Below are 13886 nucleotides of genomic sequence, written 5' to 3'. Positions count from 1 at the left end.
AGGGACAAACCCCATTCTCTGGCGTGCGGAGAAAGTCCGGTCTCGCGGAGGTGAATTCTCAGCTTCCTCTTATCCAGCACGGCGTACCGTCCTCTTCATGACGGACATGGCGATTCAAACCACAGGCCTGGTCAAGCAGTACGGTGAGAAAACAGCACTCGAGCAGCTCACGCTCTCCGTCCCCCGGGGCGAAATCTTCGGGCTGCTCGGACACAACGGGGCAGGCAAAACGACTGCGGTGAACATCCTGACGACGCTGCTGCCCCCCAGCTCGGGAACGGCATCGGTAGCCGGGCGTTACATTCGGACACAGCCGGCAGAAGTCCGCCGGGTCATCGGATACCTTCCGGAAAATGTCCAGTTCTATGACAACCTCACGCTGCACGAGAACTTGATGTTCTTCGCCCAGCTTTCCGGTGTGCAGCATCCAGCCGCCAGGATCCGCGTGGTGCTGGACATTGTCGATTTCCCCGGTCACGAACGAGAGCGCATGGGCACCTTCAGCAAAGGCATGCGCCAGCGTGCCGGCATAGCCCAGGCCATCCTGCATGAACCGGAGGTCCTGTTCCTGGATGAACCGACTTCCGGCCTGGACCCGCAGGGCGTGGCCACACTGAGGAACATCATCATCCGGCTCAACCGGGAACTGGGGGTGACAGTCTTCATGAACACCCATCTCCTGGGGGAAGTGACGCGCACCTGCACGAGCATCGGCATCCTCAGCGCGGGCCAGCTCATCTACCAGGACTCCATCGCCGCGACTATGAATTCCTTCCCTGGGCAGGACTCCCTTGAGGAGATCTACCTGTCGATTGCAGCCGGAACCCCATCATGAGCGTCTGGGTTGCCACCATCAGACAGGAGACCGTCGCGGCCAGGCGGGAACGGCTTCCCCAGTTCCTGCTGGTGGTTTTCATGGCCATGATCGCAGCGTCGGCATTTATCGGTTCCGCCGCCAAAGGCACTGTCACGGAGGTGTACCAGGAGGCCGTCAGGGAGGGGCTGACGTCGGCTCCGAATCCCTTTACAACAATCTCGCCGTTGTACTATGCCAGGAACACGGTGATCTACATCATCCTGATCGCCGCCCTGCTGGCCATCGTCATTGGCGCCCAGTCCACCCTGCGTGACCGGCGCGCCCGGACCATTGACCTGGTGCTTTCCCGGGACGTACCCCCCGCCAAATACCTTGCGGCCAAGCTGGCCGGAACCGGTTTGCTGCTGCTGGTCATCCTTGCCGTTGCCGCCCTTGTGAACATTGCCTGCATTGCAGTCGCCACCGGCTCCTTTCCCACGCCAGCCCAAGCCGCTCGGATCCTGGCCCTGTTCGGGGTCGCGTGGCTGTTCCTGATCCCCTTCGTCACGCTCGGAATGCTCAACGGCATCCGCTGCGCGACCGCAACCTCCGGGCTTCTGCTCCCTATCGTGGTCTGGAGCATCGTCATCTTTATCCTGCCCCTGCTGGGCACCGCGGCACATCCCGTCTCGCTGCTGAACCCTGTATCCAAATCTGCGCCCGCGGAGTCCCGTTTTTTCGAGCTGACCAGTGCACTGACGGGGCCGTTGTCCCTGGGCGAACAGTTCAAAAGCACCACAGCGCTGATCCTCGAAGAACCCCAGGCAGCGGGCACTGCGGAAGGCGGCCTGCTGGTCATTCTTGGTTTCTTCATCGCAGCCTGCCTTGCCCTGCTGATGGCGGGTCCGAATCACATGAGGAGGGAACTCCATGGCTGAGGTCGGAGTCCTTTGCCGCAAGGAACTGAAGGACCTTTCCCGCAGCAGGGCAATTGCGATGCTCCTCGTTTTCCTGAGCGCGGTCATCCTCCTCTCCGTGCTGGTCGCGGCCGCGGACTACCGCGTGAAACTGGCGGAGTACACCGCCTATGCTGACGCGCTGAAGGCCGCAGGTGGCTCTCCCACCCCTCCCCCCAACCTCTTCCCCCTGCAGATGCTTCGGGCAGGCATCGAATACCTGGAAATCGTTGGCGGCCTTTTCGCGGTAATCCTCGGCTACGGACTCGTGGCAAAGGAAAAAGGCAGCAACACCCTCCAGCTCCTCTTTACCCGGCCGCTTGGCAGACACGCCTTTGCGGGAGGAAAAATCCTTGCAACAGTCATTGTCTGGCTCGTGGTGGTCGTGGCGCTGTTTGCCGTGATCGCCCTGGCAGTCCTGCTGGCCGGCCGGGCACAGCTGGGGGGCCAGGACTTCCTCCGTCTGGCCATCGCTGCAGCACACACCTGGGTTTACTTCATCATGTGGTCACTTCTAGCCCTTACTCTGGCCTCGCTCACCCGGCAGCCAGCCAGCGGGCTAGTCCTGGCCCTCGTGCTCTGGCTCGTTATCGTCCTGGTCATCCCGCAGATCGGTGACACCATGGACCCGGACAACCAGATCCCCGGCGGTTTCTTCGCCAGCCTGCAAATCGACAGGACCAACGAGAAGGCACTCCTCACGCACTTTGCCAGCTATGAAACCGGGCGCAATTTCGTGGAGCAGACGTCCGCCACCAAGCAGTACGAGCGTGCCGTCTTTGCCTACCTGGGAGTCAAATCCCAGTACAACCAAATGCCTCTCGGCGCCGTCTGGGACGCCACCTCCCACAACAGCCTCTGGCTGTTAGGCACCTCCGTCTTTACAGTGGCGGCAGCTTTTCTTTCCACTACCCGCGAAACCCTACTGAGAAAGCTCCCCTAAAGATGAAGAAGCTCCTTTCCCTGTTATTCATCGTTGCGGCAGCCCTCGTCGGCCTCGTAGCCTGCGAGGCGTCGCAGGGCACCGGCAGCGAGGCGCGGACGGAATCTCCCGCCGCCTCCGGTTCCACAGCCGGCCCGGCTGTGCTGCCCGTCGCGAAAAACCCGATCACCAATACCGGCACAAAAACAGGCCTGGCCATCAGCGAGACCATGGTGGAGAACAACGTGGACAAGGCGTCAGGCAAGGAGGTCGGCGACAAGCTGCAGTTCACCATCAAGAACTCCTCTGCTGAACAGATCACCGGGGTGGAGGTCTACTACACAATGACCGAGACGCCGACCGGAAAGACCGAGTCTTACTACCAGAAGCTCGAGGGACTGGCCATTGCTCCCAACACGGAAGCAACGGTCTATTTCGACAACGAATCGGGAGAAGGCCACTACCCGGAGAACAAGTTCAGCATCTACCGGACTTCGCCCAACGAAGTGAAGTTCGATATTGAGGCTAGCGCATCAGGTTTCGCGGCGGCACGGGGAACGGCCCTCAAGGAGGAAGGCCTCGAGGAAGCGGACTAAAGCTGTGTAAGCCTCCGCCGTCAGACCCCTCCGTTCTAAGCCTTCAGCCCCGCCCCGCCCTGCTCTCACCGAGTCCAACTGTCTCTGAACCACGTGGTAGGGATGCCGGTAACTTGGGCCCCTGCCGGCAGCGGTCTACGACCGAGTTCGTCATGCGTGAGGAACTGATCATGCTCACCGCGGCCGAGCTTTACGGCCAGAACTGCCGGCCCACCGACTTCCCCGAACCACGTCGGGTGTATGCGTGGGTCCGCTACCCGTCGAAGGCCATCCGCGTCCGGGCGGATGCGATCGCGTACACACGCACAGCGGTAATGATCCGGTTCCTCGAACCCCTCATCATCTTCAACTACACCTTGCAGCTTTTTTTCTGCTACTGGCTCGACAGCTAGACACCAGCAGTGGGTGGCCGGGCGTAACACTCACGCCCGGCAGCTCCACTCGCCGCTATTCTTCGGTATCGCGTTCTGGCGCACTCGGGGTCCCCCCAATTCACCTCAAGGCTGTCGGCGCCGCTCACCCCAGGTCCCCTAGTCCGTCCCGCCGGATCTCGGCAGGACCCGACGCCGGTGACGCGTCGGACTGCCGTGCGATCGTCGCCGTCGCCCGGCGCACGTCCTCGGTGGGGACGCCGGACACCAGATCCTCGAGGAAGGCGTAGCGGCGCAGCCACTGCTTCCGGACGCCGTCGCGCCCTGTGTTGACCCGATGCCACCAATCCGCGATGTCGCCCCAGCCCGGCGCAGCGAGGGAACCGCCGACATGCTGCACGGAGAGAGAAGCGCACAGGTTCGCGAAGCTGAGCCGGTCGGCGAGCGGGAAGCCCGCGAGGTCGCCCATGACGAAGGCTGCACCGAAGCAGTCGCCCGCCCCCGTCGGGTCATAGGCCGAGACAGGCAGGGCCGGAACCCACTCCTCCTCCCCCGTGAGCGAGTCGATGGCCATGGCGCCCTGTTGGCCCACCGTCACGACGGCGACGGGGACACGATCCGCGAGCGAGTAGAGGGCTGCCCACGGATCATCCGTCCGCGTGTACGCCATGGCCTCGGCACCGTTGGGCATGAACGCGTAGAAGTGCTCGAGTGATACCAGCGTCTCAGGGGCCCACTTCCCCGCCGGGTCCCAGCCGACGTCGCCGAACAGCTTCGTCCCGCCGGCCGCGGCGGCCTGCGCCCAGGGCTCCATCTCCTGCTCCACCCCGACGACGGCGGCCCTGCAGGACGGCGGCGTGCCCATCAGTTCGGAGGCGCTCAACGGAGACGGGTGGCCGTGCGTGACCATCGACCGGTCCTGGTGCACCGACAGGGACACCGTCACGGGCGAGTGCCACTGCTCGAAGACACGGGACCGCGAGAGGTCGACATGCTCCTGGTCCTGCAGCACATCCCAGTTGAACTGACCGTAGCCGTCGTCACCGAACGCTGCTGCGAGGGTTGTCCTGAGCCCGAGCCGGCTCGCCGCGATGGCCTGGTTGGCGATGCCTCCCGGGCCGGAGCCCATGCCGTCCGTCCAGACCTCCGTCCCGGGCGACGGCAAGTGCTCAAGACCCGTGAAGATGATGTCGAAGAAGACCTGTCCGGCGAGCAGGAGGTCGAAATCGGGGCCGTCCGGGCCGCGCGTGGCCGCCAACGGATCGAAGCGGAGCTGTGGGGACATGTACGGCACAATACTTGCAAGACCTGGGTTACGGATCGCGAACCATCGCATCTTCACCACGGCTGGCGGTCGTCCGACCCGCCGGAACAACGGAAAGCGGGACCAGCAGTGGGCTCATCGACATCCTCCGGCGCCACCCTGGTGGTCGTGGGTGGTGGAGGTTTCCGCGTGCCGCTGGTCTATCGGGCCCTCGCCGACGGACCCTTCGCAGGGCTCGTGTCCGACGTCGTCCTGTTCGACGCCCAGCAGGAGCGGTCCCGTGCGATCGCCCGGGTGCTGAAGGCAATGCCCCGTGCAGCCGGAGGCCCGGCGCCGTCGGTCCGTGTGGAGACCCGGCTCGAGGAAGCGCTACCCGGAGCGGACATCGTTTTCGCGGCGGTCCGCAGTGGTGGAGCCGAGGGACGCGTGCTCGATGAGCGCGTCGCCCTGGCCGCCGGACTGCTGGGGCAGGAGACCGTCGGTGCGGGCGGTATCTCCTACGCCCTCCGCTCCATTCCGGACATGATGCACGTCGCTTCCGCCATCCGCTACCTCGCTCCCGACGCCTGGCTCATCAACTTCACCAATCCGGCGGGCATGGTCACCGAGGCGGTCTCGGCGGTACTGGGTGGTCGGGTCATCGGCATCTGTGATTCGGCATCCGGGCTCGTGGCCCGCGCCGCTCAGGCTGTGGGTCTTGAGTTGGGTGATTCCCTCGCCGGCGTCGATTACGTAGGCCTCAATCATCTGGGGTGGCTCCGTGGGCTCGACGGCGGCGTAAAGAGCGGGCGCGACGGCGGCGTAAAGAGCGGACGCGACCTTCTTCCCGGTCTCTTGGCTGATCCCGTTCGCCTCGCGGCATTCGAGGAAGGCCGCCTCTTCGGCCCCGACCTCCTCCGTACTCTCGGTGCCTTGCCCAACGAGTACCTGTTCTACTACTACTTCCATCGGGAGGCGCTGCGCTCCATCCGGAGTGCGGACAGGACCCGCGGCGAGATCCTGCGGGACCAGCAGGAGAACCTCTATCCACGCCTCGCCGCGGCCGGTGATCCCTTCGCTGCATGGGAGGACGCACGGCGCGAACGGGAGTCCGGCTACCTCGCCGAGGCACGCTCGGCGGACGAGGAGCGCGATGAGGCAGACCTCGCCGGCGGCGGCTACGAGCGCGTTGCCCTGCAGGTCATGCGATCCCTGTTGACGGACCAGCGGGCGGACCTGATCCTCAACGTGAGGAACGGACGGACCTTCCCGGGGCTGCCGCAGGACGCCATCGTCGAGGTGCCGTCCGTGGTGGATGCGGCCGGCGCCAGGCCCCTTTCCACGGCCCCCCTGACGCCACACCAACTGGGGCTCATGTCCACGGTGAAGGCTGTCGAGCAGGACACCATACGGGCCGCGGTGCACCGTGACCGCGACGCAGCCCTCCGGGCTTTCGCCGGGCACCCACTGGTCGACTCGTTCCACGCAGCATCGGCGGTCCTTGCGGGTTACGAGAAGGCCTTCCCGGCATTGCGGGCATCCTGGGTCGGCTGATCGGACCCCGCCTGGCGTAGCCGCTGTCGAAGCGCTCCGACGCCGAGCGACAGCAGGGCTGCGTCCGTGGTGGAGGCGATCCAGTCGAATCCCGCTGCTGCAAGGAGTGCTGCGCGTTCAGGAGTGCCGGCGTACGCACCGGCCACGATGCCCGCAGCACGGCAGGCCCGGACGATCCTCGGAAGTGGTGCGTCGTCGCCGGTCGACGCGAGCAGGCCATCCACCTGCAGGCCCAGTGCGAGCGACAGGTCGAACGGACCCACGAAGACCATGTCCACGCCGGGAACCGCGGTGATCGCCTCGACGGCGTCGAGTCCGGCAGCGGTCTCGATCATCACGGCGCACAGCGGGACCGCGTGGTTGCCTGCGTCGGCTCCAGGCGCATACGCGGGCCGGCTGCCATGCAGCGGCCCCCAGCTGCGCCCACCGAGAGGCGGATAGTGGCTCGCAGTCACGGCCGCCGCGGCGTCGTCCTCGCTGTCGACGAGTGGGACGATGACGCCGTCCGCTCCGGCGTCGAGCGCCCGCCCGATGAGCGCCGCATCATTGATCGCCACCCGTACGAGCATCGGAGCGGCGTCGATACTCCGGCGGCAGAGGGTGTCGCGGAGCGACCTGTCGTCGAAGTGCCCGTGCTGCGCGTCGAGGCCCACCCAGCCGAGGCCCGACGTCGTCAACTCGTTGGTGAGGCGGGGTTCGCCGAGCGTAGCCCAGGCGCCGAGCAGAGGGTCATGGAGGAGTGCCTGATCAGTCATGACCCCATTGTTGCCCGGCTGCACCCGCCGCGTCCCCCACGGGCAGGGACCCGCGGGTCAGGGTTCACCCGGACAAGCGGAACTCCGGCAGTGCAGCTCCGGGTCACCGCTGCACGACCGCCTGCGGGCAAGCGGAACAGCGGAGGGTTCTGGACGACGTGTCCTGCCTCAGGCTCTTGGCGCCCTGTTCCCGTGCCCTGAATAGACTGCTGATATGCGCTATCCCACGCCGACCCTTAGGAAGGGCGGCAATCTTTTGCTGTACTGGGTGATCGCCCTGCTTACAGCGGTCGCGCAGCTCATCGCGGGATATTTCTATCTGGTCAGCGGTCTGGCCGCCCCGCTGTGGGCTGTGGCGTTGTTCCTCGTGTGGTGGGTAGTTCTCACACGAGTCGGCGTGAAGTTGGCGTTACTCCGGTCGTACTGGTTAGTTCTTGTTCCCCTCGTGGCGGTCTCCACGTGGTTCGGCGCGATGTGGGCCGGCGACGCATTCCTGGGGTGGATGGCCTGAGCACCATCGAAGGGGATCCGCCGCGGCCTCGCTGCATGCATGCCTTCATCCGGACCCGGAGATGCCGGACACGTGCTAGAGGAATCGATGCATGATGTGCAGTCCGGTGGGCCCGGCGGTGGGGTGGAGGAATGCCCCCGGCACGGTCCCGACGACGGCGAAACCGAGAGACATCCAGAGCGCCACCGCCCGCTCGTTCGTCTGCACGACGGCGTTGAACTGCATCGCGGCATAGCCGGCGAGCCTCGCTTCCTCCAGTACATGACCTGCAAGCGCCCGGCCGATACCCCTTCCTCCGGCGTCGGCCGCGACCAGGAAGGACGCGTTGGAGACGTGTGCGCCGTTACCGCCACGGTTGGCATGTAGCTGTGCGGTGCCGACCACGCGGTTCGTCGAGGGATCGACAACGACGAAGACGACGAGCGTCGGATCCGGGCCCTCGGAACCGGGGAGCCATTCGAGCCGTGCGGCCGCCTCGTCCATGGACGTGTCCCAGCAGTAGGTCTCCCCTGCCCGCGTCACCGGCTCCATGATCGCCCAGATGGCGGGCCAGTCCTCCTCACGCGCCACCCTGAACCGCAACATCAGCTCCCCTGTGCCCTGGTCCATACATCGAGGTCCGGTTCGACGGCGAACTCGCGATACGGCACTCTCTCGTAACGGTCATCGGCGGGGTGGAGAACCATTTCCTTATCATAGGCCGGCAGGTGGTCAGCGCCGGAGCGCACGGATACCGCTCGCGGAACCCGAAGCGCTTGCGGTGGTCATGCCGACCGACCGCCCTTCGAACCCGCGGGCCGGGTGGCCCTGACCGCCCTGTCCCGCCCGCTCGCCTTCGCCGCATAGAGGGCCTGATCGGCCGCGGCGATCGTGGCGTCGAGGTCGTAGTCGTGCGCGTCCAGGGCGGCAATACCGTAGCTCACCGTCGGCATCTCGAGTCGACCAGGTGTCGTGTACTCCTGGAGCGACAGGCTGACGTCGCGGGCGATGTCCTCGCTTCTGGAAACCGTTGCGCCGGGCAGCAGGAAGATGAACTCCTCACCGCCATAGCGACCCACGAGGTCGGTGGAGCGGACGGTCTCGGTGGACACCTCGGCAAAGGCCTTGAGCACCGTGTCGCCCGCCGCATGTCCGTAGGTGTCATTGACCGCCTTGAAGAAGTCGAGGTCCGCGAGGATCAGCGCGCCCGGGCGGTTGGACCGGGCCAGACGATCCACCTCCTTCTGCGCGAGATCGATGAAACCTGAGCGGTTGAACAGGCCGGTGAGCGAATCACGGTCCGCCCGGGCCCGGAGGTCCGTGGCGATCTGCTCGGCGCTCAAGGCGGCGGCGCTGAAGGAGACGACGACGAGCAGGACCATGGTGATGAGCGTGGTGATGCCCGATCCGAAGTAGGCGGTGAAGACGTAGCCGTCCTGTCCGCCGGCGATGAACGCGATACATCGCCCGGAATACAGGACTGCTACAAGGGCGGAGGCGACCGCGAGCGGCGCCTCGACACGGCTGTAGCTGCTCGGCAGCCGCCACAGCTCCCAGGATGCAAGGCCGATCGTCAGCGACATCATGCCCAGGTAGACGGGTCCGCCGGACCACGTGTTCGTGGCGGGGTTGTCCAGTACGGAGGCGAGCAGTGTCAGCAGGGGCGCGGCAGACAACTGCAGCCACGCGGGTTTGCTGGTTCGGAGGGTCCTCGCCCCCGCCCACACGCTGACGGTCCCCATGACCAGAAGGGTATTGCCCATCGGGTTGGCCCACACCTGATGAACGGTGCCGTCCAGCAAGTAGCCGCAGGTCCCCGTGAAGAAGAACGCGATCGCGGCGCACCACCAGGCACTGTAGGCGGACCGTGTCTGGCGGAAGGACACCGTATAGAACAGCACGAAGAGGGTGATGGCGACGGCGCCGAATGCCACCCGCAGTGTCGTGGTGTCCAGGGTCATGGTCTTGTCGCCGCCTCGTGTCTGCTGGACCCCTCACCGCACGGTGACGGGGCCGGCCTCCCTCCGGGAAGGGCCTCCAGCCCAGTATGCAGCAGCGTACCGACCCTTCACCCGGTCGGTAGCCCAGTTCAGTCGAAGCCCTTGGGGAGTTCCGACCTAGGCGGCGGCCAGGCTCAGGACGAGCGAGGCGTGCGCCGGAAGCTGCACCGTGTCGGCAAGCAGCCCCACCCCCTCGACCGTGGCAAGCAGGACCTCCGCGTCGACGCCGCCCACAGGAACGCTCACCATCCGGTCACTCAGGTTCAGAAGGACGGCGGTGCTGCCCCGGTGGAGGACGATCCAGCGGTCGTCCTCGTCGAACTCCACCGAGACGCTACCGAAGTCGGCGTCGCGCAGTTCCGGACGGGAGCGGCGCAGGTGGATGAGGTCCCGGTAGGTCGAGAACAGGTCTGCATGGTGGCCCTGCCCCAACTCGTTCCAGTCGAGCTTCGCGGAGGCGAACGTCTCCGGGTCCTGCGGGTTCGGAACGTCTTCCGGGCGCCAGCCCATGCGCTCGAATTCCTTGAGGCGTCCCTCCGCGGTCGCCTTGCCGAGCTCCGGCTCGGGGTGGGAGGTGAAGAAAGGCCACGGAGTCGAGGCTCCGTATTCCTCGCCCATGAAGAGCATCGGGGTGAAAGGACCGAGGATGTTGAGCACGGCCGCCTGTGCGAGCTGCGCCGGATTCAGGGTGGCGCTGATGCGGTCACCCGCGGCCCTGTTGCCGATCTGGTCGTGGTTCTGGGTGCAGACCACCAGTTGCAGCGGCGTGACGCGAACCGGGTCTATCTCGCGGCCATGGTGCCGTTCCCTGAAGGACGAGTAGGTCCCGTTGTGGAAGAAACCCTTCCCGAGGACCTTCGCGAGCGCTCCTACCGAGTTGAAGTCGAGATAGTACCCCTCGGTCTCACCCGTGAGGTTGACGTGCACCGCGTGGTGGAAGTCGTCGCTCCACTGGCCGGCGAGGCCATAGCCGCCCACCTCGCGGGACTGGATGAGCCGCGGGTTGTTGAGGTCGGATTCGGCGATGAGGAACAGCGGCTTGCCGAGTTCTGCGGCGCAGGCGTCGGTCCGCGCACCCAACTCCTCGAGGATGTGTACGGCGCGCTCGTCATGGAGGGCGTGGACGGCGTCCAGCCGGAGTCCGTCCACGTGGTAGTCCGTGAACCACATGAGCAGGTTCTCGAGCACGTAGTTCCGCACCTCGTCGGACTGCGGCCCGTCCAGGTTGAGGGAATCGCCCCACGTGTTGGACATCCCCTCCGTCAGGTACGGACCGAACAGTCCGAGGTAGTTCCCGCTCGGGCCGAGGTGGTTGTAGACAACGTCCTGGATGACGCCGAGGCCCTTCTGGTGGGCGGCGTCGACGAACCGCTGGTATGCCGCCGGCCCGCCGTAGGTCTCCTGTACCGCGTACCAGAGGACACCGTCGTAGCCCCAGTTGTGGGTGCCGTTGAAGGCGTTGACGGGCAGCAGCTCCACGTACTGCACGCCGAGGTCCACGAGGTGGTCCAGCTTGCCGATCGCGGCGTCGAGCGTTCCCTCGGGCGTGAAAGTTCCCAGGTGCATCTCGTAGATGACACCGCCGTTCAGGCCTGGGGACTGCCACCCCTCGTCCTGCCACGCGTGAGCCGCGGGGTCGAAGGTCTGCGAGAGCTTGTGGACGCCCTCGGGCTGACGGCGGGAGCGGGGATCCGGCACGGGGGTGTCGGATCCGTCGACGAGGTAGCCGTAGGAGACGTCTTCGCTGGTGGCGGGTTCTTCTACCGGCCGCCACCAGCCGCCCTCGCCCTGCGTCATCGGGTGTCGAGCGCCCTCCACGACGAGCGTGAGGGACTCGGCGCGGGGCGCCCAGACATCGAAGGTGGAACTCATGATGCGTCCTCCTGGACCAGTAGCGCTGCGGGGAGAGTGGCGAAAAGATCGGCTGCGCGGACTGTGCCGCCGGTGACCGGAGATCCTGTCAGCGCGCAGGTGTAGCGTCCGGCGGGAATCTCCACCGTGGTGTCGCCCCACCCGCCGCGCTGGGCGAGCCCGTACGGCAGGCGCGTGATGAGGGTGACGGCGCCACCGCGGTCGAAGCCGAACACGTGATCCGCGGCTTCGCCTGCTGGAGCGATCGCGGTGTACCCGGTGAACAGCTCCGGGCGGTCGCGGCGCAGCCTGAGGGCCCGGGCCACCACGAGCAGCTTGGCGTGGGCATCCGCTCCGAGCTGCGGCAGGGCACCGAAGTCGATGTCCGTCAGCACCTGGCGGCGCGCGTCGTAGTCGACCTCGCGTCGGTTGTCCGGGTCCACGAGGGACGTGTCCCAGAACTCCGTGCCCTGGTACACATCGGGTACGCCGGGCATGGTGAGCTGGAGCAGCTTGAGGCCGATGGAGTTCGACCAGCCCGCCTGCTGGATCCGTTCGACGAAGGCGGTCACGAGCGCCGACACGGCAGCGTCGTCGAACGCCGCGTCGACGGCAGCGTGCATCCCGCGCTCGAAGTCCTCGTCGGGGGCGGTCCAGTGCGTGCTGAGGTCGGCTTCACGCGATGCCTTCTCGGCGTAGGCGTGGGCCCGCTCGCGGGTGAGCGGCCATGCCCCGATGAGCGACTGCCACAGCAGGGGCGCGAACGTCGGGTCGCCGATGGGCGCGAGTTCCTCGAGCTGGGCGAGGATCCGCGTCCACTCGTCGGCGAGCTCGGAGATCACCGAGATGCGCGTCCGCGTGTCCTCGCTCCGCTTGGTGTCATGCGTGCTGAGCGTGGTCATGGCCAGGGGGCTGTCCGTCTCGCGCTCCAGCAGCCGCCGGTGGAGTTCCAGCGGATCGAGCGAGAAGATGCCAGGATCCGCGCCGACCTCGTTGAGCGAGACGAGACGCGAGTACCGGTAGAACGCCGTGTCCTCCACGCCCTTGGCCATGACCATGCCGGAGGTCTGCTGGAAGCGTTGCGCCAGCTCGGTGAGCTCGCCCTCCCCTTCGAGGAACGGATTCAGGAGCGGGTGGAGCGCGGCGATGGTGTCCGCGAGGTCGGGCCGCCGCACCTGGGCGTCCCGCACGGTCTCTGCGAGGTACTCGGCACCGCCCGGGAGGTAGCTGCGGTAGACCGGGAAACACGTGAGCAGTTCGGCGATGGCGTCCGCTGCCGACCCGGCGTCGAGCCCTGCAGCGGAAGGGACGAGACGCGCCAGCCTCAGTACCTCGGAGCGGAGGATTCCGTCGGCGATCCCGCGCTTGGTCCCGTGGATCATCTCGTGGAACGGATCGACCGGCACCGAGGCCGTCAGGACGTGCTCGCCGGCAGGGTCGGTGAAGAGCCTGTCGATGTCCGCCAGCGCGTCGTAGCCGGTGGTCCCCTCGGTGGCCCAGTCCGTCGGAAGCTTCTCCCCCGGCTCGAGGATCTTCTCCACGAGCACGTAGGCACCGCCGGTCAGGGTACGGAGGTCCTCGAGGTAGCCCTTGGGGTCCGCGAGGCCGTCGGGGTGATCGATCCGGAGACCGTCCACGAGCCCCTCGTCGAACCACCGCTTCACCTCGCTGTGGCTCTCCTGGAAGACCCACGGCACCTCCACGCGGAGGCCCGCGAGGCTGTTGACGCCGAAGAAGCGCCGGTAGTTGAGTTCGCTGTCCGCGCGGCGCCAGTTCACCAGCTCGTAGTGCTGGCGGGCGTGCACCTCGGCGCCCGTGTCGCCGGGATGCGCTGTGCCCTCGGCGATGGGATACCGGTTGTCGTAGTAGTGCAGTTCACCGTCGACGACGGCGAGCTGCTCGAGTTCGCCGTCGCCGTCACCGAGGACCGGCACGCGGATGCGCCCGTCATTGGCGTCCCAGTCCACGTCGAATGCCTCCGCCATGCGCGAGGTGCGGCCCTCCTTCAGGAGCTGCCACCACCACGCGTTGTCGGCGGGTGTCTCGATACCCATGTGGTTCGGGACGATGTCGACGAGGACCCCCATGCCGGCCGCCCGCGCGGCCTCGCTGAGCTCGGCGAGGCCGGCGGGTCCGCCGCGGTCGGGGTCGACGGTGGTGGGATCGGTCACGTCGTAGCCGTGGCCCGACCCCTTCTCCGCCGTCAGGATCGGCGACAGGTACACCCAGTCCACCCCCAGGTCCTGCAGGTACGGCACCAGGGCCGCAGCCCGATGCAGGTCGAACTCGCTCCGGATCTGCAGCCGGTACGTCGATGTCGGTGTCAACACGTGGGGGTCCTCCTGGGACGGT

13 protein-coding genes are annotated in these 13886 nt (G+C 66.4%); 7 read left to right on the top strand and 6 right to left on the bottom strand.

The genetic code is table 11. From position 1 onward, the window contains the following. Window positions 1–97 precede the first annotated feature (97 nt). From RCH21_RS07005 to RCH21_RS06985, 5 genes are all read left to right on the top strand, one after another. Window positions 98–835, top strand: coding sequence for an ABC transporter ATP-binding protein (locus tag RCH21_RS07005; RefSeq protein ID WP_326963736.1), 738 nt, complete (start codon window positions 98–100; stop codon window positions 833–835). Further along, window positions 832–1734 carry an ABC transporter permease subunit gene (locus tag RCH21_RS07000; RefSeq protein WP_326963735.1) on the top strand — a complete coding sequence of 301 codons (903 nt, stop codon included), beginning with the start codon at window positions 832–834 and terminating at the stop codon, window positions 1732–1734. Before RCH21_RS07005 ends, RCH21_RS07000 begins: the two co-directional genes overlap by 4 nt. After that, window positions 1727–2695, top strand: a complete 969-nt coding sequence (locus RCH21_RS06995; RefSeq protein ID WP_326963734.1) for an ABC transporter permease — start codon at window positions 1727–1729, stop codon at window positions 2693–2695. Before RCH21_RS07000 ends, RCH21_RS06995 begins: the two co-directional genes overlap by 8 nt. Before the next feature lie 2 nt (window positions 2696–2697). Next, a complete protein-coding gene (locus RCH21_RS06990) occupies window positions 2698–3270 on the top strand; it encodes a hypothetical protein (RefSeq protein ID WP_326963733.1) in 573 nt (190 codons plus the stop codon). A 152-nt stretch (window positions 3271–3422) separates the two neighbouring features. After that, window positions 3423–3662, top strand: a complete 240-nt coding sequence (locus tag RCH21_RS06985; RefSeq protein WP_326963732.1) for a hypothetical protein — start codon at window positions 3423–3425, stop codon at window positions 3660–3662. A 124-nt stretch (window positions 3663–3786) separates the two neighbouring features. On the opposite strand, the gene RCH21_RS06980 is transcribed toward RCH21_RS06985, so the two are convergent. Beyond that, the gene (locus tag RCH21_RS06980) at window positions 3787–4926 is read right to left on the bottom strand and encodes a PfkB family carbohydrate kinase (protein WP_326963731.1); all 1140 of its coding nucleotides are present in this window, start codon (window positions 4924–4926) and stop codon (window positions 3787–3789) included. A gap of 108 nt (window positions 4927–5034) precedes the next feature. Here RCH21_RS06980 and RCH21_RS06975 point away from each other — a divergent pair, with 108 nt between their 5' ends. Next, window positions 5035–6438: a family 4 glycosyl hydrolase gene (locus RCH21_RS06975; RefSeq protein WP_326963730.1), complete on the top strand. Its 1404-nt coding sequence runs from the start codon at window positions 5035–5037 to the stop codon at window positions 6436–6438. Here the strand turns inward: RCH21_RS06975 and RCH21_RS06970 are convergent. Next, window positions 6393–7193 carry an HpcH/HpaI aldolase family protein gene (locus tag RCH21_RS06970; RefSeq protein ID WP_326963729.1) on the bottom strand — a complete coding sequence of 267 codons (801 nt, stop codon included), beginning with the start codon at window positions 7191–7193 and terminating at the stop codon, window positions 6393–6395. The genes RCH21_RS06975 and RCH21_RS06970 overlap by 46 nt on opposite strands. A gap of 214 nt (window positions 7194–7407) precedes the next feature. Between RCH21_RS06970 and RCH21_RS06965 the strand changes: the two genes are divergently transcribed. Continuing rightward, window positions 7408–7704, top strand: coding sequence for a hypothetical protein (locus RCH21_RS06965; RefSeq protein WP_326963728.1), 297 nt, complete (start codon window positions 7408–7410; stop codon window positions 7702–7704). Window positions 7705–7779: 75 nt separating this feature from the next. Here the strand turns inward: RCH21_RS06965 and RCH21_RS06960 are convergent, their stop codons facing one another. From RCH21_RS06960 to treY, 4 genes are all read right to left on the bottom strand, one after another. Next, window positions 7780–8289 carry a GNAT family N-acetyltransferase gene (locus tag RCH21_RS06960; protein WP_326963727.1) on the bottom strand — a complete coding sequence of 170 codons (510 nt, stop codon included), beginning with the start codon at window positions 8287–8289 and terminating at the stop codon, window positions 7780–7782. Between the two features lie 179 nt (window positions 8290–8468). Continuing rightward, window positions 8469–9644, bottom strand: a complete 1176-nt coding sequence (locus RCH21_RS06955) for a GGDEF domain-containing protein (RefSeq protein ID WP_326963726.1) — start codon at window positions 9642–9644, stop codon at window positions 8469–8471. A 156-nt stretch (window positions 9645–9800) separates the two neighbouring features. Continuing rightward, window positions 9801–11555 (bottom strand): malto-oligosyltrehalose trehalohydrolase, encoded by a 1755-nt coding sequence (gene treZ, locus RCH21_RS06950; RefSeq protein ID WP_326963725.1) that lies wholly within the window; start codon window positions 11553–11555, stop codon window positions 9801–9803. Then, window positions 11552–13864, bottom strand: coding sequence for a malto-oligosyltrehalose synthase (gene treY, locus RCH21_RS06945; RefSeq protein ID WP_326963724.1), 2313 nt, complete (start codon window positions 13862–13864; stop codon window positions 11552–11554). Before treY ends, treZ begins: the two co-directional genes overlap by 4 nt. Window positions 13865–13886 lie beyond the last annotated feature (22 nt).

This window comes from Arthrobacter sp. PL16 (assembly GCF_035985055.1).
Taxonomy (GTDB): domain Bacteria; phylum Actinomycetota; class Actinomycetes; order Actinomycetales; family Micrococcaceae; genus Arthrobacter_D; species Arthrobacter_D cheniae.
Note: the sequence above shows the minus strand (reverse complement) of the source record. Positions and strands in the feature narration are given on the sequence as shown.